Source organism: Acidovorax sp. FW305-C-20-28, from assembly GCF_058783375.1.
In genome coordinates, this window is sequence record NZ_JBYSYM010000014.1 from 34,171 (window position 1) to 55,646 (window position 21,476).

At 69.8% G+C, this 21,476-nt stretch carries 15 protein-coding genes; 6 read left to right on the forward strand and 9 right to left on the reverse strand.

What is annotated here, in order from left to right:
* Nucleotides 1-32: 32 nt before the first annotated feature.
* Both AC3WOH_RS16995 and AC3WOH_RS17000 read right to left on the reverse strand, forming a co-directional pair.
* Nucleotides 33-1,292: a branched-chain amino acid ABC transporter substrate-binding protein gene (locus tag AC3WOH_RS16995; protein ID WP_492230467.1), complete on the reverse strand. Its 1,260-nt coding sequence runs from the start codon at nt 1,290-1,292 to the stop codon at nt 33-35.
* A gap of 50 nt (nt 1,293-1,342) precedes the next feature.
* Nucleotides 1,343-1,993, reverse strand: coding sequence for a TetR/AcrR family transcriptional regulator (locus AC3WOH_RS17000; protein ID WP_492230468.1), 651 nt, complete (start codon nt 1,991-1,993; stop codon nt 1,343-1,345).
* Nucleotides 1,994-2,149: 156 nt separating this feature from the next.
* On the opposite strand from AC3WOH_RS17000, the gene AC3WOH_RS17005 reads away from it, so the two are divergent.
* The 4 genes from AC3WOH_RS17005 (at nt 2,150) to AC3WOH_RS17020 (ending at nt 9,618) form a co-directional block, all read left to right on the forward strand.
* On the forward strand, nt 2,150-3,757 hold the full coding sequence (locus AC3WOH_RS17005) for an AMP-binding protein (RefSeq protein WP_492230469.1): 1,608 nt from the start codon (nt 2,150-2,152) through the stop codon (nt 3,755-3,757).
* A 35-nt stretch (nt 3,758-3,792) separates the two neighbouring features.
* On the forward strand, nt 3,793-7,053 hold the full coding sequence (locus tag AC3WOH_RS17010) for a carboxyl transferase domain-containing protein (protein WP_492230586.1): 3,261 nt from the start codon (nt 3,793-3,795) through the stop codon (nt 7,051-7,053).
* A 105-nt stretch (nt 7,054-7,158) separates the two neighbouring features.
* Nucleotides 7,159-8,298, forward strand: coding sequence for an aminotransferase class V-fold PLP-dependent enzyme (locus tag AC3WOH_RS17015; RefSeq protein WP_492230470.1), 1,140 nt, complete (start codon nt 7,159-7,161; stop codon nt 8,296-8,298).
* A 21-nt stretch (nt 8,299-8,319) separates the two neighbouring features.
* Nucleotides 8,320-9,618 (forward strand): DUF445 domain-containing protein, encoded by a 1,299-nt coding sequence (locus tag AC3WOH_RS17020; protein ID WP_492230471.1) that lies wholly within the window; start codon nt 8,320-8,322, stop codon nt 9,616-9,618.
* A 7-nt stretch (nt 9,619-9,625) separates the two neighbouring features.
* Here the strand turns inward: AC3WOH_RS17020 and AC3WOH_RS17025 are convergent, their stop codons facing one another.
* The 6 genes from AC3WOH_RS17025 to purU form a co-directional block, all read right to left on the reverse strand.
* The gene (locus AC3WOH_RS17025; RefSeq protein WP_492230472.1) at nt 9,626-10,351 is read right to left on the reverse strand and encodes an LrgB family protein; all 726 of its coding nucleotides are present in this window, start codon (nt 10,349-10,351) and stop codon (nt 9,626-9,628) included.
* Nucleotides 10,335-10,709, reverse strand: coding sequence for a CidA/LrgA family protein (locus tag AC3WOH_RS17030; protein WP_492230473.1), 375 nt, complete (start codon nt 10,707-10,709; stop codon nt 10,335-10,337). The genes AC3WOH_RS17025 and AC3WOH_RS17030 overlap by 17 nt, the downstream gene beginning before the upstream one ends.
* A gap of 55 nt (nt 10,710-10,764) precedes the next feature.
* Nucleotides 10,765-12,288 carry an FAD-linked oxidase C-terminal domain-containing protein gene (locus AC3WOH_RS17035; RefSeq protein WP_492230474.1) on the reverse strand — a complete coding sequence of 508 codons (1,524 nt, stop codon included), beginning with the start codon at nt 12,286-12,288 and terminating at the stop codon, nt 10,765-10,767.
* Between the two features lie 77 nt (nt 12,289-12,365).
* Nucleotides 12,366-12,905, reverse strand: coding sequence for a GNAT family N-acetyltransferase (locus tag AC3WOH_RS17040; protein ID WP_492230475.1), 540 nt, complete (start codon nt 12,903-12,905; stop codon nt 12,366-12,368).
* Nucleotides 12,881-13,786: a LysR substrate-binding domain-containing protein gene (locus tag AC3WOH_RS17045; protein ID WP_492230476.1), complete on the reverse strand. Its 906-nt coding sequence runs from the start codon at nt 13,784-13,786 to the stop codon at nt 12,881-12,883. The genes AC3WOH_RS17040 and AC3WOH_RS17045 overlap by 25 nt, the downstream gene beginning before the upstream one ends.
* Before the next feature lie 7 nt (nt 13,787-13,793).
* Nucleotides 13,794-14,645 carry a formyltetrahydrofolate deformylase gene (gene purU, locus AC3WOH_RS17050; protein ID WP_184859227.1) on the reverse strand — a complete coding sequence of 284 codons (852 nt, stop codon included), beginning with the start codon at nt 14,643-14,645 and terminating at the stop codon, nt 13,794-13,796.
* 52 nt (nt 14,646-14,697) lie between these two features.
* On the opposite strand from purU, the gene AC3WOH_RS17055 reads away from it, so the two are divergent.
* Nucleotides 14,698-16,683, forward strand: a complete 1,986-nt coding sequence (locus AC3WOH_RS17055; RefSeq protein WP_492230477.1) for a putative bifunctional diguanylate cyclase/phosphodiesterase — start codon at nt 14,698-14,700, stop codon at nt 16,681-16,683.
* Between the two features lie 196 nt (nt 16,684-16,879).
* On the opposite strand, the gene AC3WOH_RS17060 is transcribed toward AC3WOH_RS17055, so the two are convergent.
* Nucleotides 16,880-17,731 carry a ChaN family lipoprotein gene (locus tag AC3WOH_RS17060; protein ID WP_492230478.1) on the reverse strand — a complete coding sequence of 284 codons (852 nt, stop codon included), beginning with the start codon at nt 17,729-17,731 and terminating at the stop codon, nt 16,880-16,882.
* A gap of 163 nt (nt 17,732-17,894) precedes the next feature.
* Here AC3WOH_RS17060 and AC3WOH_RS17065 point away from each other — a divergent pair, with 163 nt between their 5' ends.
* Nucleotides 17,895-21,464 carry a ribonucleotide reductase barrel domain-containing protein gene (locus AC3WOH_RS17065; RefSeq protein ID WP_492230479.1) on the forward strand — a complete coding sequence of 1,190 codons (3,570 nt, stop codon included), beginning with the start codon at nt 17,895-17,897 and terminating at the stop codon, nt 21,462-21,464.
* Nucleotides 21,465-21,476 lie beyond the last annotated feature (12 nt).

Genomic DNA, 21,476 nt, shown 5'->3' on the forward strand with positions numbered 1-21,476 from the left:
GCTTGCCAAGGGGAAACCGGTTGCGGGATCTTTCAGGGCCTGGCCATCTTGCACTCCGTGCCCTGGGCCAGTTCGTTGCCGGTGTAGATGGCGTCGGTGCGAAAGCCGTAGTTCGTGCCTTCCCAGCCGGTCTTCACGCCCTTGCCGTCCACCGGCGCGATGGTGTTGACCACCTGGGGCAGCAGCAGCTGGTGGTCTTCGCCGCGCATGCGCACCGGGCCGACCACGGTGTCCAGGCTCAGGTCCTCGAGCGCGCGGGCGATCTTCACCGGGTCGCTGGACTGGGCCTTGTTGATCGCCGCGGTCAGGAAACGTGGCGTCATGTCGATGCGCGGCGCAAGGAAGTCCTTGCCGGTCTTGGCCTTGTACGCCCTGGCCAGGGCATCCGTCTTCGCGCTATCGGCCTGGCCCGGGTGCCATTCGGCCACCCAGGTGAGTTGGCCGAGCTGGGCCTGCGACACGGCCAGCACCGTGCCGGGCACGGAGCCGGCGCTGTGGTTGAAGTAGCGCAGCTTGTAGCCTGCATCGCCGGCCGCCTTGAGCAGCAGCACCATGTCCTGGCCCCAGTTGCCGGTGATGACCGAATCGGCCTCGGTGCTCTTGACCTTGGACACATAGGGCGAGAAGTCCTTCACCCGGCCAATGGGGTGCAGGGTTTCGCCCACGAACTGGATGTCCGGCCGCGCCAGGCCCACCATCTCGCGGCCGTAGTGCGCCCACTGCTTGCCGTGCGCATAGTCCTGGTTGAGCAAGTAGACCTTCTGGATGTCGGGCTGCTTCTTGATGTAGTTGGCAATGGCCTTCATCTTCATGGCCGTGTTCGCGTCGAACTGGAAGTGCCAGAAACTGCAGGCCTTGCCCGTGAGTTCGGGGTCGATGGAGGAGTGGTTGAGCACCAGGATCTCCTTGCCCGGGTTGCGCTGGTTGTGGCGCGCCGCGGCCTGCACCAGCGCCGTGACCACCGACGAGCCCGATCCGCCCGTGACGATGGCGCGTGCACCCTGGTCGATGGCCGCCTGCAGCGCGCTCTGGCTTTCCTGCGCCGAGAGCTTGCTGTCGAACTGCAGCAGCTGCAGCTTGACCCCCTTGAGCACGCCGCCCTTGGCGTTGATGTCCTCGATGGCGTACTGGGTGTGCGTGAGCATGAGCTCGCCGACGTTGGCGAACGGGCCCGAGAGCGGGTCGATGTAGGCGACCTTGAAGGTCTCCTGTGCCAGGGCGGGGGCTGCCGCGCACAGCAGGGCGGCGCCGGCCGCAACGGGGGTTGCCAGGGAACGCAAAAGGCGGTGCATGCTTGTCTCGCTTTCTTGTGCTGTTGGAAAAATAGTGGTCCCGCACCTGGTCAACGTGCAGGCGGCCTGCGGCGCGTGCGCAGGCCCAGCACCCGCCAGGCCAGAGTGGCCAGCTCCCGTGCCACGTCGTCGGCCGGCAGGCGGCCATCGGGCCGGTACCAGTTGTAGAGAAAGCCGGGCAGGCTGCAGGCGGCCAGGGCGGTGATCTTGGTGTCGTTGAACTCGAACATGCCGTCCCGGCGGCCCTCTTCGAGCAGGGCGCAGAGCCGGTCGTAGAAATGGTTGGCCAGCTGCTTTTGCGCGGCCAGGTACTCGGGGCGGTAGACCTGGGGCTCGCGGTAGGGGAAGAAGGCCGCCGGGTGGTGCGCCAACGTGGCGCGGATCAGCCGGTCGATGCCTTCCACGACCTTCTCGTGCGCCGGGCGCTTGTCGCCATCTGCGAAATCCATGGCCGTGAAGCAGGCCACGGCGGGTGCCCAGCACAGGGTCTCGAAGATCTCCTGCTTGTTGCGGAAGTAGTAGTACACGAAAGGCTTGGTCACCCCGAGCTGCTGCACGATCTGCTCGATGGTGGTGTTGGCATAGCCCTGCGCGTCGAACAGCGCCTCGGCGGCACGCAGGATGCGCTCGCGCTTCTCGTCCGAGCCGGCCGTGGCGGCCTTCTGCCGGCCGCGTGCCTGTACGGGGGGCTGCTCATTCATGGGGGCTGTCCTTTGCGCGACGTCGATTTATACCAATGGGTAGCAATGTTCTACCTGCGGGTATATATTGGCAAGACGCTGGCGGGCGCAGGGACCTATCGCAAACCCTGAAAGGCTGCCAAGAACCAGCGATTCCAGACACCTTGGAGACAACGCATGCCCGATACCGCCACGCCACAGCCGCTGCACGAACACCTGCGCCGCCATGCGCGCGAAACCCCGGATCGCACCGCCTACCTCTGGTACGGCCGGCCCATCACCTGGGCCGAGATCGACGCGGCCAGCGATGCATTCGCGGCGCGCCTGCAGGCGCTGGGCGTGCAGCCGGGCGAGCCGGTGGCGCTGTTCATGAACAACTGCCCGCAGTACGTGATGGCGCACTACGGCATCCAGAAGGTCGGTGCCATCGTCTGCCCCTGCGGGCCGCTCAACAAGGAGCACGAGCTGCAGTACCAGCTGTCGGACCTGAAAGCCCACGTGATCGTTGCGGCCGATGTGCTGTTGCCCGTGGTCGACAAGGTGCGTGCGACCACCGACCTGGCCCATGTCTTTGCCGTGCGCTATGGCGACCTGCTTCCCGACACGCCCAGCATCGATGTGCCGGCTGAGCTGCAGGCCATGCGCGCCGCGGTATCGCCGGTGCCCGCGGGCTGCGAGGACTTTCTGGCCGTGGTGCGTGCCGGGGGCGCGCCCGCGCCCGTGGACATCGGCATGGACGACGTGGCGCTGATGACCTACACCTCGGGCACCACCGGCCTGCCCAAGGGCGCCATGCTCAGCTATGGCAACGCCAGCTTCAAGACCGCCGCATCGGCCGAATGCAATGGTGCGCGCAGCGACGACGTGCTGCTGGCCGTGGCGCCGCTGTACCACATTGCCGGCATGGTCATGGGCGTGAACCTGCCCATCTACACCGGCGCCACCACGGTGCTGCTCTACCGCTTCGACCCCCTGGGCGTTGCGCAGGCGCTGGAGCGCCACCGCGTGAGCTGGTGGTACAGCATCGCACCCATGAACGGCGCCCTCATGCAGGTGCCCGGTGCGCGCGCCATGGACTGGAGCGCGCTGCGCAGGAACCCGGTCACGAGCTTCGGCATCACCTTCACCGAAGCGCTGGCGCAGCAGTGGCAGGGGTTTGCCCCGAACTGCACGTCGTTCGAGGCGTCCTACGGCCTGTCGGAAACGCACACGGTGGACACCTACATGCCGCACGATGCGATCCGCTGGGGTGCGCACGGCAAGCCCGTGCCGGGCAACACCATCCGCATCATCGACCCCGAGACCGGCGCGCCGCTGCCGGCCGGCGAGGTGGGGGAGATCACCATCCAGGGCCCCGGCAACTTCAAGGGCTACTGGAACAAGCCCGAAGCCACGGCGCAGACCCTGCGCAATGGCTGGGTGCACACCGGCGACATGGGGCGCATGGACGCCGATGGCTACCTCACCTTCATCGGCCGCTTCAAGGAGATGATCAAGGTCTCGGGCTACAGCGTGTTCCCCGAAGAGGTCGAGACCCTGCTCATCAAGCACCCCGCCGTGGCGCAGGCCGCCGTGATCGGCGTGGCCGATGCCGAGAAGGGCGAGGTGGTGCGTGCCTTCATCGTGAGGAAGCCCGGCCAGGAGGTGGACGCCGCCGCCCTGGTGGCCTGGGCGCGCGAGAACATGGCGCCCTACAAGACGCCGCGCGAGGTGCGCTTCATCGATGCGCTGCCCGCCACGGGCGCCGGCAAGGTGCTGCGGCGCCTGCTGCGTGACATCCCCTGACCTGTCCTGAGAAGAAGCCCACAATGACCCCGCCCCTGTTCCACAAAGTCCTGATCGCCAACCGGGGCGAGATCGCGCTGCGCATTGCGCGCGCACTGCAGGACCTGTCCATCGCCAGCGTGGCGGTGTATGCCGACGACGACAAAGAGGCACCCCATGTGCGTGCGGCCAATGAGGCCGTGGCCCTGTCTGCCACCGGGCCGTCGGCCTACCTGGACGGTGCGAAGCTCATTGCCATTGCACGCGCGCAGGGCTGCGATGCAGTGCACCCGGGCTACGGCTTTCTCAGCGAGCGCGCCGACTTCGCGCGTGCCTGCGCCGAGGCCGGGCTGCGCTTCATTGGCCCAACGCCAGCCCAACTGAGCCTGTTCGGCGACAAGGCGCAGGCGCGCGCACTGGCGCTGTGCTGCGGTGTGCCGCTGATGCCGGGTACGCAGGCAGCGGTCACGCTGGAGGAGGCACAGGCCTTCTGGCATTCACAGGGCGGTGCGGGCATCCTTATCAAAGCAATTGGCGGTGGTGGCGGGCGCGGCATGCGTGCCGTGCAGTCGGCCGATGAGTTGCCGGCCGCCTATGCGCGCTGCCGCAGCGAGGCGCTGGCCGCCTTCGGCGTTGAGGGCGTCTACGTCGAGCGGCTGATGTCCGGGGCGCGCCACATCGAGGTGCAGGTGCTGGGCGACGGGCGCGAGGTGCTGGCCCTGGGCGAGCGCGAGTGCACGTTGCAGCGGCGCTTTCAGAAGCTGGTGGAGGTGGCGCCCAGCCCCTCGCTGCCCGCGCCGCTGCGCGAGCGCATCGTGGCCGCCGCGCTGGCCATGGCGCGGGAGGTAGCCTACGAGGGCCTGGGCACCTTCGAATTCCTGGTGGACCTGGCGTCCGATGCGCTGCCCTTTGTCTTCATCGAGGCCAACCCGCGCCTGCAGGTGGAGCACACCATCACCGAAGAGGTCACGGGCGTGGACCTGGTGCAGGCGCAGGTCGCGCTGGCCGCGGGACGCAGCCTGCGCGATCTGGGGCTCGACCCCGCTGCGCCGCCCGCCGTGCACGGCTTTGCGGTGCAGTGGCGCATCAATGCCGAGACGCTGAATGCGCAGGGCGGTGCTGCGCCTGGCAATGGCGTGCTTACGCGCTTCGACCTGCCGGCTGGCCCGGGCATCCGCGTGGACACGCATGGCGTGGCGGGTGGCTCACCCTCGCCGCACTACGACACGCTGCTGGCCAAGCTCATCGTGCACACGCGCAGCCCCCGCTTCGGCGACGCGCTGCGGCGCTCGCAGCGGGCGCTGGCCGAATGCCGCATCGGCGGCGTGGCGACCAATGTGGCGCTGCTGCGCGCGCTGGCCGCGCGCCCCGAGATGCAAAGCCAGCAGGTGCACACGCGCTGGCTGGAGTCGGTTCTGCCCGCGCTGCTGGAGGCTGCGAGCCATCAGGTCGACGGGCCCCTGCCCGCAGGCCAGGAGCCCACCCCGCCGGAATCAGCCCCGGAAGGTGCGGTGCTGGCGCCCATGCCTGCCAGGCTGGTGCAACTGGCCGTGGCCGAGGGCGACATGGTCGCGGCCGGGGCGGAACTGGCCGTGCTCGAAGCCATGAAGATGGAGCATGTGCTGCTGGCGCCGCACGCGGGCCGGGTGCGCACGCTGCTGGCTGTGCCGGGTGGCTACCTGGTGCAGGGCCAGCCGCTGCTGGTGCTCGACCCGATGGATGGCGCGGAGGCTGCCGCGCACGCAGGCGCGGAGGCGCTGGATGCGGACCACATCCGCCCCGACCTGCAGCGGGTGCAGGACCGCCACGCCTTCACGCACGACGCCGCCCGGCCCGAGGCCATGGCCAAGCGCCATGCCCTGGGCGGGCGCAGCGCGCGCGAGAACATCGCCGATCTGTGCGATGAGGGCAGCTTCATCGAATACGGCGCGCTGGCCATTGCCGCGCAGACGCGCCGGCGCAGCCTGGAGGACCTGGTCGCCAACACGCCGGCCGATGGCATGGTCACGGGGATTGGCGGCATCAACGGTGCCGACTTCGGCCCGGAACAATCGCGCGCAGTCGTCATGTCCTACGACGCCACGGTGCTGGCCGGCACCCAGGGCGCGCGCAACCATGCCAAGACCGACCGCATGCTGGGCATCGCCCTGGCGCAGAAGCTGCCCGTGGTGCTGTTCGCCGAAGGCGGGGGCGGGCGGCCCGGCGATACCGACATGCCCGTGGTGGCCGGCCTGCACGTGCACACCTTCGCCAGCTATGCCGCGCTCTCGGGCCAGGTGCCCGTGGTGGGCATTGCGGCGGGGCGCTGCTTTGCGGGCAATGCGGCGCTGTTGGGCTGCAGTGACGTGATCATCGCCACGCGCGGCAGCAACATCGGCATGGGCGGGCCGGCCATGATCGAGGGCGGGGGGCTCGGTGTCTTCAAGCCCGAGCAGATCGGCCCGAGCCGGGTGCAGCACGCCAACGGCGTGATCGATGTGCTGGTGGACGACGAAGCGGGCGCCGTGCGTGCGGCGCGGCACTACCTGTCGTTCTTCCAGGGGCGCCTGGCGCAGTGGACGGCGCCCGACCAGCGCCTGCTGCGCGGCGTGGTGCCCGAGAACCGCCTGCGTGTGTACGACACGCGTGCCGCCATGGCGGGCCTGGTGGACGAGGGCAGCCTGCTCCTGCTGCGCACCGGCTTCGGTGCGGGCATCCACACGGCGCTGGCGCGCATCGAGGGGCGGCCCGTGGGCCTCTTGGCCAACAACCCGCTGCACCTGGGCGGCGCCATCGATGCGGATGCGGCCGACAAGGGCGCGCGCTTCATGCAGCTGTGCAATGCCCACGGCCTGCCGCTGGTGAGCCTGGTGGATACGCCCGGCTTCATGGTCGGCCCCGAGGTGGAGGCTACGGCCCAGGTGCGCCATGTGAGCCGCTTGTTCGTGACGGCGGCCAGCCTGCGCGTGCCGTTTTTCAGCGTGGTGCTGCGCAAGGGCTATGGGCTGGGGGCCATGGGCATGGCGGCCGGGGGCTTCCATGCGCCCGTATTCACCGTGGCCTGGCCCACCGGGGAGTTCGGTGCCATGGGGCTCGAAGGCGCCGTGCGCCTGGGCTTTCGCAAGGAGCTGGAGGCCGTGCCAGAGGGCGCGGAGCGCGATGCCTTGTTCCAGAAGCTCGTGGCACGCCAGTACGCCAACGGCGAGGCTCTGCACATGGCCACCACGCTGGAGATCGACGCCGTGATCGACCCCGCGGAGACGCGCGCCTGGCTGGCGCGGGGGCTGGCGTCGGCCCAGGTGGCGCCCTTGGGGCACCGCTTTGTGGATACCTGGTGAGCACACCAGTGTGAAGGGGCCATGCTAAGCTGACCGGCTGATTGAGGCGCCTGCGGCTGAACGGCCGCGCGCGCCCCGTGCCCATCCAAGACGGAGACCTTCCCCATGCCCGGACTGCTGCCCGATATCGATCCCGATGGCCTGCTCGAATTCTCGGTGGTCTACACCGACCGAGCGCTCAACCACATGTCCAAGCGCTTCACCGGCGTGATGCAGGATATTCTGGCCACGCTCAAGCAGGTCTACAACGCCCACACGGCCGTGCTGGTGCCCGGCAGCGGCACCTTCGGCATGGAAGCCGTGGCGCGCCAGTTCGCCAACAACGAGAAGGTGCTCATCGTGCGCAACGGCTGGTTCAGCTACCGCTGGAGCCAGATCTTCGATGCGGCCGGCGGCCTGGGCGGCGGTGCCGTGGTGTGCAAGGCACGCAAGCAGGGCGACGGCCCGCAGGCGCCCTGGGCGCCATGCCCGGCCGACGAAGTGGCGGCCGCCATCCGCGCCGAGCGGCCCAAGGTGGTGTTCGCGCCCCATGTGGAAACCGCCAGCGGCATCATCCTGCCCGACGACTACCTGCGCACGCTGACCGGGGCCGCGCACGAGGTGGGTGCGCTGTTCGTGCTGGACTGCGTGGCCTCGGGCGCGATGTGGGTGGACATGCAGGCCACGGGCGTGGATGTGCTGATCTCGGCCCCGCAAAAGGGTTGGAGTGGTTCGCCCTGCTGCGCCATGGTGATGCTCAGCGAGCGTGCGCGCCAGGCCATCGAGGGCACGACGAGCAGCAGCTTCTCGTGCGACCTCAAGAAGTGGATGCAGATCGCCGAGGGCTATGAAAAGGGCCAGCACGCTTACCACACGACCATGCCCACCGATGCCCTGGTGCGCCTGCGCGAAGTGATGCTGGAGACGCGCGAATACGGCTTCGACAAGGTGCGCGCCGAGCAGGTGGAGCTGGGTGCCAAGGTGCGTGCGCTGCTCGAATCCAAGGGCTTCCCCAGCGTGGCGGCCGAGGGCTACAAGGCCCCCGGCGTGGTGGTGAGCTACACCACCGACCCCGGCATCCAGAACGGCAAGAAGTTCATGGAGGTGGGCCTGCAGACCGCCGCCGGCGTGCCGCTGCAGTGCGACGAGGGCCCGGACTTCAGGACCTTCCGCATCGGCCTGTTCGGCCTGGAGAAGTGGCACAACGTGGAGCGCACCGTGGGCCACCTGTCCAAGGCACTCGACCAGATCGCAGCGGCAGCCTGAGCGGCGCTGCTGCGCCGCCCGATGGCATCTTCCACCGACGCGGACGCCGCCCACGCGGCGCTGCGCAAGGCCAAGCGGCAGGCCCTGGCCCTGCTGTTGCTGGCCACGGCGGTGTTCGTCGGCACCAGCCTGGTGGAGCGGGGCCTGGCCCTGAACTGCCTGAAGGCCGTGGCCGAGGCGGCCATGGTGGGCGCGCTGGCCGACTGGTTTGCCGTGGTGGCGCTGTTCCGCCACCCGCTGGGCCTGCCGATTCCGCACACGGCCATCATCCCGCGCAACAAGGACCGCATCGGCCGCAACCTGGCCGGCTTCGTGCGCGACAAATTCCTCGACGCGCCCTCGCTGGTGGCGCTGATCCGCCGCCACGACCCGGTGGCGCGCGTGGCCGATTGGCTGGTGGCGCCGGGCAACACCGCCTTGCTGGGCCAGCAGGCCGTGCGCCTGGTCTCTGCGGGGCTCGACGCCGTGCAGGATGCGCAGGTGGAGCGCTTCATCCAGCGCGCCGCGCGCACGCTGATCGGGCAGATCGACCTGTCGCAGACCATGGCCACGGTACTGGGCGCGCTCACACACAACGGCCGCCACCAGGCGCTGCTCGACGACGGACTGGCCCGGCTCATCGCCGTGCTGCAAAGCGAGGAGACGCGCGACCTGATCGCGCGCACCATCGTGCAATGGCTCAAGAAGGACCACCCGGTCAAGGAGAAGATGCTCCCCACCGACTGGCTGGGCGACAAGGGCTCGGCCATGGTGGCCAACGCGCTCGCCGGCCTGCTCGCCGAGGTGGCCGCCAACCCGCAGCACCAGCTGCGCGAGCGTTTCGACGAGGCCGTGCAGCGGCTCATCACGCGCCTGCAGACCGACCCCGACTGGCAGCAGCGGGCCGACGAGATACGCCAGTACCTGCAGACCGACGCCACGCTGGGCCGCTATGTGCAGGAGCTGTGGCAGGGCATGCGCACGGCGCTGCGCCGCGACCTGGCCCAGTCCGATTCGGCCGTGGCGCGCAACGTGCAGGCCATGGGCGCCTGGCTGGGCCGCTCGCTGGCGGACGACCCGGCCCTGCGTGAATCGCTCGGCGCACGGCTCGAACGCTGGGCCGAAGGGCTGGCGCCCGAGGTGTCGGCCTTCATCGCCCAGCACATCGAGGACACGGTGCAGCGCTGGGACGCCAGGGAAATGTCCGAGCTCATCGAGCTGCAGGTGGGCAAGGACCTGCAGTACATCCGCATCAACGGCACGGTGGTGGGCGGGCTGATCGGCCTGGTGCTGTTCGGCGTGTCGCACGCGGGCGAGATCTGGCGGGCGGCTGCTCGCTGAGGTGGGATCAGAACAACTTCACCACCAGCGGCACCAGCAGGGCCGCCAGCACCACCTGCAGGCCCAGCGCCAGGCCGGCATAGGCGCCCGCATCGGCATCGTCCTGCAGCGCCTGTGCGGCACCGATGCCGTGCGAGGCGGTGCCCAGTGCAAAGCCGCGGGCCACCATGCCGGGGGCATCGGTGCCCACACGCAGCCAGCCAAACAGGGTGCGGCCCGAGAGCGCGCCCACCATGCCGGTGAGCACCGCGAACAGTGCCGCCAGCGCCGGCACGCCGCCGATCTGCGCGGCCACGCCCATGGCCACTGGCGCGGTGACCGACTTGGGCACCAGCGACATCAGCATGTCCGGCGGCAGGCCCATGGCCCAGCCCAGGCCCACAGCACTGGTGGCCGCGGCCGTGCCGCCGGCCAGCGCGGCCAGCAACAGGCGGCCCCAGCGCTGGCGCAGTTCGGCCCGGCGCAGCCACAGTGGCCAGCCCAGGGCCACCACGGCGGGCCCGAGCAGAAAGTGGATGAACTGCGCTCCGGCAAAGAAGGTGGGGTAGGCCGTGCCCGTGGCCAGCAGCGCGCAGGCCAGCACCACCACCGACCACAGCACCGGGTTGGCCCAGGCCGCATGGCCCATGCGTGCGGAAAACGCCTGCGCCAGCACGTACACCGCGAGCGTGGCCGTGAGGCCGAACAGCGGCGCTTGCGAGAGGTAGAGCCAGAGCTCAACGAAGTTGGCCATCACCCGCCTCCCGGATTTCCGGCCGGGGCTTGAACAGGCGCAGCACCAGCACCGTGGCCGCCATGCCGGCCCAGGTGGACAGCACGATCACCACCACCAGCCGCAGCCCATAGGCGCCCAGCAGATCGAGGTGCGTCATCACCCCCACGCCCACCGGCACGAACAGCAGCGACAGGTGGGTGAGCAGAAAGCCTGCCGCCGGCGCCACGGCCCGCTGCACCGGGTCCCATTGCAGCGCCAGGAGCAGCAGCACCATGCCGACCACCGGACCGGGCACGGGCAGGTGCAGAAAATGCGACAGCGCCTCGCCGGCCGACTGCATGAGCAGCAGGAAGGCCAGGCCCTGCAGGCCCTTCATGGGGCTGGGTGCGGGTGGCGCCGCAGAGGGCGGCTCTGGGTGTTGCACGAGGGGATCAGAACCGGGGCAGGTCCGGGTGCTTGATCTGCCCCGCGCGCACCAGCATCTTGCCGTATTCGGCGCAGCGGTGCAGTGTGGGAATCACCTTGCCAGGGTTGAGCAGGCCGGCCGGGTCGAACGCGTGCTTGAGGCCCGCCATCTGCGCGTTTTCCTCGGCGCTGAACTGCACGCACATGCTGTTGAGCTTTTCCACGCCCACGCCGTGCTCGCCCGTCACCGTGCCGCCCATGGCCACGCTGGTCTCCAGGATGTCGGCGCCGAAGAGCTCACAGCGGTGCAGCTGGTCGGGGTCGTTGGCATCGAACAGGATCAGCGGATGCAGGTTGCCGTCGCCCGCGTGGAACACGTTGGCGCAGCGCAGCTGGTATTTCTTCTCCATCTCGGCAATGGCGAGCAGGATGTCGGCCAGGCGCTTGCGCGGGATGGTCGAGTCCATGCACATGTAGTCGGGGCTGATGCGGCCGCTGGCCGGGAAGGCGTTCTTGCGCCCGCTCCAGAAGCGCAGGCGCTCGGCCTCGTCGCGGCTCACCGAGATGGCCACGGCGCCTGCGGCGCGCAGCACCTCGGTCATGCGGCCGATTTCTTCCTCCACTTCCTCGGGTGTGCCGTCGCTCTCGCACAGCAGGATGGCCTCGGCAGCGAGGTCGTAGCCCGCGTGCACGAAGTCCTCGACCGCGGCGGTCATGGGCTTGTCCATCATCTCCAGGCCCGCAGGAATGATGCCGGCCGCGATGACCGCGGCCACCGCGGCACCCGCCTTGCGCACGTCGTCGAAGCTGGCCATGATGCAGCGCGCCAACTGGGGCTTGGGCACCAGGCGCACCGTGACCTCGGTGGTCACGGCCAGCATGCCTTCGCTGCCGATCACGGCGGCCAGCAGGTCGTAGCCGGGGGCGTCGAGCGCTTCGCTGCCGAACTCCACGGCCTCGCCCTCGATGGTGAAGCCACGCACCTGGAGCACGTTGTGCACCGTGAGGCCGTATTTCAGGCAGTGCACGCCGCCCGAGTTCTCGGCCACGTTGCCGCCGATGGTGCAGGCGATCTGGCTGCTGGGGTCGGGCGCGTAGTACAGGCCGTAGGGCGCGGCCGCCTCGCTGATGGCCAGGTTGCGCACGCCGCATTGCACCAGGGCCGTGCGGCTCACCGGGTCCACCTTGAGGATGCGGTTGAACTTGGCCAGCGACAGCGTCACGCCCATGGCGTCGGGCATGGCCCCGCCCGACAGGCCCGTGCCCGCGCCGCGCGCCACCACGGGCACATGCAGCCGGTGGCAGGCCTGCAGCACGGCCTGCACCTGCTCATAGGTCTCGGGCAGGCAGACCACCAGCGGGCGCTGGCGGTAGGCGGTGAGGCCGTCGCATTCGTAGGGTGTGGTGTCCTCGGCGTTCCAGAGCAAGGCATGGGCGGGTACGGTGCGCGACAGGGCCTGCACCACCTCGGCCTGGCGCGCATTGCGTTCGGCTGGCGTGGGTCCGGTGGGGGCCTTGGCTGCGAGGGGTGGAGAGGCGGTCGACTGCATGCCGCCACTGTAGGCCATAGCGGCCCGCTGCGCCGTGAGATTTTTTGGGGGCGGTGCGTGAAATACGCTGCCGGGGCCTACCGCTGGATCAATGGACAGATCTGGCGCAGTTCGTTCAGCGGCGCGCCCGCCACGGTGATGGTTCTGTCACTCCCTGGGTCGGGCGCGAAGCCCTGCGCGGTATAGAAGCGGATCGCGCGCTGGTTGGCGGCCAGCACCCACAGGCTGGCCTCGGTGCGGCCCTGGGCGACCAGCCGCGCCCGCGCATGCTGCCAGAGCAGGTGGCCGGCGCCCTGGCCCCAGCGGGCCGGGTCTACATAGATCGCCCAGACCTCGCCCCGGGTGGCCGGTGCGCCAGCGTCGCGGCAGTCGCCCAGTGCGACCCAGCCGGCCAGGACACCATCCTCACCGTGTGCGACCAGCAATTCGGGGCTGCCCTTGGCAATCGCACCTGACCACCAGGCCTCGCGTTGGGGTACGGACAGGGCGGCCAGAAAGGCAGCATCGATGAGGCCTGCGTACGCGGCCTGCCAGGCCGCGACATGGATGCGTGCGATGGCGGCGGCGTCCCCGGGCAGGGCCGCGCGCACGCTCAGACCATGGTCTTGCGCAGCCATTCGGCAAAGGCCGCGCATTCCCAGCGGTCCATGGTGCCCGTGCGCCAGCACAGGTAGTGGGCATGGGGGCTGGCGCTGTCGGTCTCGAACAGGCGCACCAGCGTGCCGTTTTCCAGCCAGGGCGCCCCCAGCTTCAGGCGCACCAGGGCCACGCCCATGCCGGCGGCAGCGGCGTCGCACATCAGGCCGATGTCGTTGAACTGCGAGCCCTCGCTGGGCTCGGCCCAGTCCAGCTGGGTGGCTGCGAACCAGGTGCGCCAGGGCTCCAGCGGGCTGCGCAGCAGGGGCACGCCCTCCAGGTCTTCGGGGCGGTCAAAGGGGCCGTGCTCGCGCACGAAGGCGGGCGAGGCCAGGGGTGTGACCACGTCGCGCGCCAGCTCCACATGCTCCACATCGGCATAGTGGCCGGGGCCGAAGCGCACCATCAGGTCGGCATCCTCGGCCACCACATCGAGCAGCGGGATGGAGACCTGCAGTGCCAGGTCGATCTCGGGGTAAGCCTCGGTGAACTGGCGCAGGCGCGGGATCAGGATGGTGCGCGCAAAGGTCGGCGTCACGGCCAGCTTGAGCCGGCGCCGGCCCGGGGCGGCGGCCGCACCCGGAAAGCGCTGCAGCGCACCCAGGCCCTCGCGCACATGGGCCAGGTAGGCGCTGCCCTCGGTGGTCAGCGAAAAATCGGCCCGCCCGAACAGGCGCACGCCCAGGATCTGCTCGAGCTGTTTGACGCGGTGGCTCACCGCACTGGGCGTGACGCACAGCTCGTCGGCCGTCTGCGTCACGCTGCGCAGGCGCGCCAGCGCCTCGAAGGTCAGCAGGCACTGGATGGGCGGGATGCGCCGTGCCGCGCTGCTGAGGAACGAGGAGGGGGCGGCCGTGGCCATCAGGCGCTCAGCGGAAGACGACCGTCTTGTGCCCGTTGAGCAGCACGCGGTGCTCGCTGTGCCACTTCACGGCGCGGGCCAGCACCTGGCTTTCGGTGTCGCGGCCGCGGGCGGTGAGGTCTTCCACCGTGTCGGTGTGGTCGGCGCGGGCCACGTCCTGCTCGATAATCGGGCCTTCGTCGAGGTCGGCGGTGACGTAGTGGGCGGTGGCGCCGATGAGCTTCACGCCCCGGTCGTGCGCCTGGTAGTAGGGCTTGGCGCCCTTGAAGCTGGGCAAAAAGCTGTGGTGGATGTTGATCGCACGGCCGGCGAGCTTCTTGCACAGGTCGTCTGACAGCACCTGCATGTAGCGCGCCAGCACCACCAGTTCGGCCCCTTCGGCCTCGATGATCTCGTACTGCTTGGCCTCGGCCTGCGCCTTGGTGGCGGCCGTGACGGGGATGTGGTGGAAGGGCACGTTGTAGCTGGCCGCCAGCTGGTAGAAGTCGCGGTGGTTGCTGATGATGGCGCGGATGTCCACGGGCAGCAGGCCGGATTTCCAGCGGAACAGCAGGTCGTTGAGGCAGTGGCCTTCCTTGCTGACCATGAGCACGGTCTTGACCGGCGCTGCCGTGGCGTGCAGGCTCCAGCGCATCTGGTTGGGCTCGGCAAACGCGGTCAGGCGCTCCTTGAGCGTGGCATGGTCGTGTTGGTCGCAGGCGAACTGCACGCGCATGAAGAACAGGCCCGTGGCATGGTCGTTGTACTGGGCGGCTTCTTCGATGTTGCCGCCATGCTCCAGCAGGAAGCCGGAGACTGCGTGCACCAGCCCCAGGCGGTCGGGGCAGGACAGGGTAAGGATGTAGGCTTGGGTCGTCATAGCTGCGCCATTGTCGCAGCAAGGCCCGGAATCGGTTGGGAAGAAGGATTTCATGCAAGACTTGGCGGGCCCGAGGCCACTGGTTCCCTGGCGCGTGGCGGCGCTGTACCTGGTGCTGGGTGTGGCGTGGGTGCTGATGGGCGATCTGCTGCTGGCCCACTGGGTCACGGAGCCGGGCGCGCTGACGCGCTACCAGACCTGGAAGGGCTGGCTCTACGTGCTGCTCACCGGGGCGCTGGCCGGTTGGCTGGCGCACCGTGCGCGCGAGGCCGAGCGGGCGCGCATGCGCGCGCTGCAGGAGCGCGGCGACATCGCGGCCGTGCGGGCGGCGCTGGCCACCAGCGAGGAGCGCCAGCGCCTGGCCAGCACGGTGGTGGACAACACCATCGAAGGCGTGGTGGTGACCGACGCCCAGGGCCGCATCCTCTCGGTCAATGCGGCCTTCACCCGCCTGCTGGGCTATACCGAAACCGAACTGCTGGGCCAGAACCCGCGCGTCTTCAAGTCGGGCCGCCACGACAAGGCTTTCTACGACGCCATGTGGGGGGCGCTGCACAGCACGGGCCACTGGCAGGGCGAGATCTGGAACCGGCGCAAGAACGGCGAGGTGTTTCCCGAGCACATGTCGCTGAGCGCGGTGCGCGACCCGGCAGGCGCCGTGACGCACTACGTCTGCATGTTCTCCGACATCTCCGAAGAGAAGGCGCAGCAGCAACGCCTGGAGTTTCTGGCGCACAACGATGCGCTCACCGGCCTGTCCAACCGCCTGCGTTTTGGCGCCGAACTGGCCGAGGCCGTGGGCGAGGCGCGGCTGAGCGGCGAGCACCTGGCCGTGCTGCTGATCAACCTGGACCGCTTCAAGGACGTGAACGACAGCTACGGCCATGCCACCGGCGACCAGGTGCTGCAGCACATCGCGCGCCAGGTGCAGTCGGCCCTGCGCCCGGGCGACCTGCTGGGTCGCATGGCGGGCGACGAACTGGCCGTGGTGGCGCGCCACATGCGCAACTCCGAGGGCGCGGCCGCCGTGGCGCGCCAGCTGATCGCCGCCGTGGCAGAGCCCTGGCGCTCGCCCGATGGGCTGGAGGTGGTGGCCGGGGCCAGCGTGGGCATCTGCATGTTCCCCACCCATGCGGACACGGTGGATGGGCTGCAGCAGGGCGCGCATGCGGCCGTCTATGGCGCCAAGGCGCGCGGCCGCGGCGCCTGGTGCTTCTTCCACGAGACCATGACCCAGGCCGCGCGCGAACGCCTGGCGCTGGAGTCGCGCCTGCGCCTGGCGCTGGCCCAGGGCCACATGGAGGTGTACTACCAGCCCCAGGTGGACATTGCCACGGGCCGCATCGCCGGGGCCGAGGCCCTGGTGCGCTGGAACGACCCCGACGAGGGGCTCATCTCGCCCGCGCGCTTCATCCCCGTGGCCGAGACCTCGGGCGTCATCGGCCCGCTGGGCGAATGGGTGTTGCGCGAAGTCTGCCGCCAGGGCCGGCTGTGGCGCGACGAGGGCCTGCCCGAGCTGACGCTGGCCGTGAATGTCTCGCCGCGCCAGTTCCACCTGACCGATGTGGCCGGCTGCACGGCGGCGGCATTGGCCGACGCGGGCTTTCCGGCGTCGCTGCTGGAGCTGGAGATCACTGAGTCCGCGCTGGCCGAGCGCGCCGAGGAGGCCCTGCAGGTGCTGCTGGGCCTGCGCGGCCTGGGCGTGCGCATCGCGGTCGACGACTTCGGCACCGGCTATTCATCGCTGGCCCAGCTCAAGCGCTTTCCCATCGACGTGCTCAAGATCGACCAGGGCTTCACCCGCGACATCCCGCAGAGCGCCGACGACATGGCCATCAGCGCGGCCATCATCGCCATGGGCCACAGCATGGGCCTGTCGGTGCTGGCCGAGGGCGTGGAGACGCCTGCGCAACTGGCCTTCCTGCAAGAGCGGGGCTGTGATGCCTACCAGGGCTACCTGTGCAGCCGGCCCTTGCGCGCGCCGGCGTTTGCCGCGCTGCTCCGGGCACAGCCCGCGCCAAGCCTGGCTGGCGGCTGAGCAGCCGCGCCGTTGTCGAGCCCGTATCAGTTATTCATCGCGCTGCGCGCCACCCGCGACGTCTGAAACTGGCGCGGCCCAAGCCAGTGCCCCCGCGCAAGGGCCGCCCCGCCGCGCTGGGGGCGTCCCCCTCCCAGATTGCGAAGCAATATGAGAGAGGGGTGAAGGCGCGAAGCGACTCAGGGGGTGTTTCATTTCAGGGCTGGCGCGGGGCGGCCTTCCACTGCTCGCGCAGCTCGGCGCAGGCATCGCGCGGCGGCAGTGCGGGCGTAGGGGCCAGCAGGTCGGCATCGGCGTGCGTGACAGCCGGCGCGCCGCCGGCACGTGCCACCACCACCTGGGTCTTCACGCCGCTGCCCAGGTGCGTGGGCACGCCCAGGCTGCGCCAGACATGGCCGGCCCCGGCGATGAGCAGCACCGTTTTTCCCGGCTGCAGGACCGAGGTGGCGGTCTGCGCCATGCTGGCATCGCGGGCGATCTGGATACGGGCCATGGGCGCGATCTGCGCTTCGGGCAGCAGGCCGCAGTGGCCGTCACGGATCTCGGTGTACTGGCGCTGCAGTGCGGGCGCGGGCAGGTGCGCATCCCAGTGCGTCTGGCCCATGGTGGCGCGCATCTGGCTGCGCGGCAGGTTGCCGCCCAGCACCGGCACGCCGGCCTCCACGGCCGCCATGACCACCGGGCCGTACTTGGCCCAGGGCCAGGCCTTGTCCTGCCAGTTCAGGGCGGCCTGGGCCTGGGCCTCGGTCGCACCGTGCGGCAGGCCGGCCGTGCTGCCGCCCTGCTCGGCCATCTCCATCACCACGGCGGCGAGTGCGCCGCGCGCGGCCAGCCATTGCGCGGCCTCGCGCTGCAGGCGCTGGTGCTCGGCGGCATCGTGCTGCTCGCCCAGCAGCAACACGTCTGCAGGCAGCACCTGCTGCAGGCGGGCGGGCCAGGAGGCCGGCACTTCGGGGGGCTGGTTGGCGCAGCCGGCGAGCGCCAGGGTCGCCACCAGGGGCACGGCTCGGCGCGTCAGAGAGGAGGGAAGAAGCGTAATGATTCGCATGCCGCAATGCTAACGGCACGCCAAAGGCTACCCGAACGGGGTGGAGGCCACGGTGGCAGTGTGGCTATAGGGCCGATGTATGGTGCTGCTTTCGCCTCCCCGGCCGGCTTGCAGTGTGCGGGGGATCCCCGTCTTGTTTGATGGAGCGCAAGGACCTTCAGCCATGAAACGCGAAACATCCAGTGCTTTGACCGGCGCCACCTCCATGCAAGCCATCAGCCTCGACGTCCTGCGCGAGAAATACCTCAAGAACGGCGAGACCAGCGCCGACGACCTTTACCGGCGCGTGGCCCGCGCCCTGGCCTCGGTCGAAGCGCCCGCGCTGCGCGACAAGTACGAGGCGCTGTTCCTTCAGAACCTGCAGGCCGGCGCCATCGGTGCCGGGCGCATCATGAGCGCGGCGGGCACCGACATCCAGGCCACACTGATCAACTGCTTCGTGCAGCCCGTGGGCGACTGCATCCAGGGCGTGGACGAGGGCGGTTACCCCGGCATCTACGAAGCCCTGCGCGAGGCGGCCGAGACCATGCGGCGCGGCGGCGGCGTGGGCTACGATTTTTCGCGCATCCGCCCCAAGGGCGCGCGCGTGGTGGGCACGGCGTCCACGGCCTCGGGGCCGTGCAGCTACATGAATGTGTTCGACCAGTCCTGCTCCACGGTGGAGAGCGCGGGTGCGCGGCGGGGCGCGCAGATGGGCGTGCTGCGCATCGACCACCCCGATGTGCAGGAGTTCATCACCGCCAAGCGCACACCCGGGCGCTGGAACAACTTCAACGTCTCGGTCGGCGTGCCCGACGCCTTCGTCCAGGCCGTGGAAAAGGACGCGCCCTGGGAGCTGGTGCACCGCGCCCGCCCCGGCGAGCCACTGATCGCCCAGGGCGCGCACCAGCGCGCCGACGGCCAGTGGGTCTATGCCACGGTGCCGGCGCGTGCGCTGTGGGACACCATCATGCAGTCGGCCTACGATTTCGCCGAGCCGGGCATCCTGTTCCTCGACCACATCAACGAGGACAACAACCTGCACTACTGCGAGGACATCGCTGCCACCAATCCCTGCGTGACGGCGGATACCTGGGTGCTCACCACCAACGGGCCGCGCCAGGTGGCCGAGCTGGTCGGCCAGCCCTTCGGTGCCGTGGTCGACGGGCGCGCCTACCGTGTGCAGAGCCAGGGCTTCTTCCAGACGGGCACGCGCCCGGTGTTGCGCCTGCAGACGCGCGAGGGCCATGCGCTGCGTCTGACGGCTGAGCACCGCGTGCGCCGCGTGGCGCGCAAGACGCGCTACTGCCTGGAGGTGGAGTGGGCCGAGGCGGCGCAGCTGTCGCCCGGCGACGAGATCGTGCTGCACGACCACCGGGCCCTGCAGGGCTGGGCCGGTGCGGGCAGCGAGGCGGAGGGCTACCTGCTGGGTTTGCTCATCGGGGATGGCACGCTCAAGGCCGACAAGGCCGTGCTTTCGGTTTGGGCGCCCGAGCTCAAGGCCGTGGGGCAGGGCACCGTGGCCTATGCCGCCACAGGCGCGGCGGGCATCGTGCAGGCGGCCGAGGCCGCTGCAGCCACCCTGGCGCACCGCGCCGCTTTCGGTGGCTTCCAGCGGCCTGTGGCCGGGCGGGGCGAGGCGCGCATGGCCAGCGCGGCGCTGCGCGACCTGGCATTCGGCCTGGGCATGGCACCGGGCCGCAAAGCCATCACGCCGGCCATGGAGCGGCAGTCTTCGGACTTCGCACGCGGCCTGCTGCGTGGCCTGTTCGATGCCGATGGGTCGGTGCAGGGCAGCCAGGACAAGGGCGTGAGTGTGCGGCTTGCGCAGAGCGATGAAGCACTGCTGCAGACCGTGCAGCGCATGCTGCTGCGCCTGGGCATGGCCTCCACCCTCTACCGTGACCGGCGCCTTGCGGCCGAGCGCCCCATGCCCGATGGCAAAGGCGGCCTGCGGATGTACGGCACGCGGGCACAGCACGAACTGGTGCTCAGCGGCGACAACATCGCGGTGTTTGCCGAGGGCATCGGCTTCGCGGACACCGACAAAGCCGAGCGGCTCGAAAGTGCCTTGGCGGGCTACCGCCGCGCGCTGCACCGCGAGCGCTTCACTGCCACCGTGCAGGCGCTGGTGGACGATGGCGTGGAGGATGTCTACGACGTGACCGTGGCCGACGTGCACGCCTTCGATGCCAACGGCATCGTGGCGCACAACTGCGGCGAGCAGCCGCTGCCCTCCTACGGCTGCTGTGACCTGGGTCCCATCATCCTCACGCGCTTTGTGCGCAACCCCTTCGGCTTTGGCGGGGTGGCCTCGTTCGACTTCGAGGCGTTTGCTCAGACCGTGGCGCTGCAGGTGCGCGCGCTCGACAATGTGCTTGATGTGACCTTCTGGCCGCTGCCGCAGCAGCGCGACGAGGCCATGGCCAAGCGGCGCATCGGAGTGGGCTTCACGGGCATGGGCAATACGCTGGCCCTGCTGTGCCTGCGCTACGACCTGCCCGAGGGGCGCGAGATGGCGGTGCGCATTGCCGCGGCCTTGCGCGATGCGGCCTACCTGGCCTCGGTGGACCTGGCGCGCGAGAAGGGCGCGTTCCCGAAATTCGAGGCCGGACCCTATCTTTCGCAGGGCACGTTTGCGAGCCGCCTGCCCGAACCGATCAAGGATGCCATCCGCACGCACGGCATCCGCAACAGCCACCTGCTGTCCATCGCGCCCACGGGCACGGTGAGCCTGGCCTTTGCCGACAATGCCTCCAACGGCATCGAGCCGCCGTTCTCGTGGACCTACAAGCGCAAGAAGCGCGAGGCCGATGGCAGCACCAGCGAGTACGCGGTGGAAGACCATGCCTGGCGCCTGTACCGCGAACTCGGCGGCAATGTGCACCAGCTGCCCGAGTATTTCGTCTCGGCCCTGGCCATGCCGGCCGAGGGCCATATCGCGATGATGGAGGCCGTGCAGCCCTATGTGGACACGGCCATCTCCAAGACCGTGAACATTCCGGCCGACTACCCGTACGAGGGCTTCAAGGACCTGTACCTGCAGGCCTGGCGCGCGCGCCTCAAGGGCCTGGCGACCTACCGGCCCAACAGCATCCTGGGATCGGTGCTCGAAACCCACAGTGCGCCGGTGGCAGCGCCTGCACCTGCCGCGCCGCCCGTGGACCCCATGCGCACCGTGATCGAGAGCCGCCCCAAGGGCGGCCTCTCGGCCGTGGCTGAAAAGGTCGAGTACTGGACGCAGGAGGGTCGCAAGACCCTGTACCTGCTGGTCTCCTTCCTGCCCGTGCCCACCGGCGTGGGCAATGCCACCGTGGACCGGGCCATCGAGTTCTTCATGCCCGTGGGACAAAGCGGCGAATCGCAGCAGTGGATCACCTCCAGCATGCGCATGCTCTCGCTGGCGGCGCGCGGCGGCTTCCTGGAGCGTGCGCTCAGCGACATGCGCAAGGTGGCCTGGGACCGGGGCCCCGTGCGCCTGGGCACGCACCGCAAGGAAGACGGCACGCAGGTGCCGATGTGGCACGACTCCGAGGTCGCAGCCATGGCCTATGCCATCCAGAACATCCTGGCGCGCCGCGTGGCCGACCCGGTGCAGCAACTGCTGCCGCTGGAGGAGCCCGCACCGCCGCCAGTCGCCGTGCCCCAGGCCATGGCCGGCAAGAAGTGCGTGGAATGCGGGGCGCATGCCGTGATCCGCAAGGACGGCTGCGACTACTGCACGCAGTGCGGCCACATGGGGTCTTGCGGATGAGGGGCGGCCTGG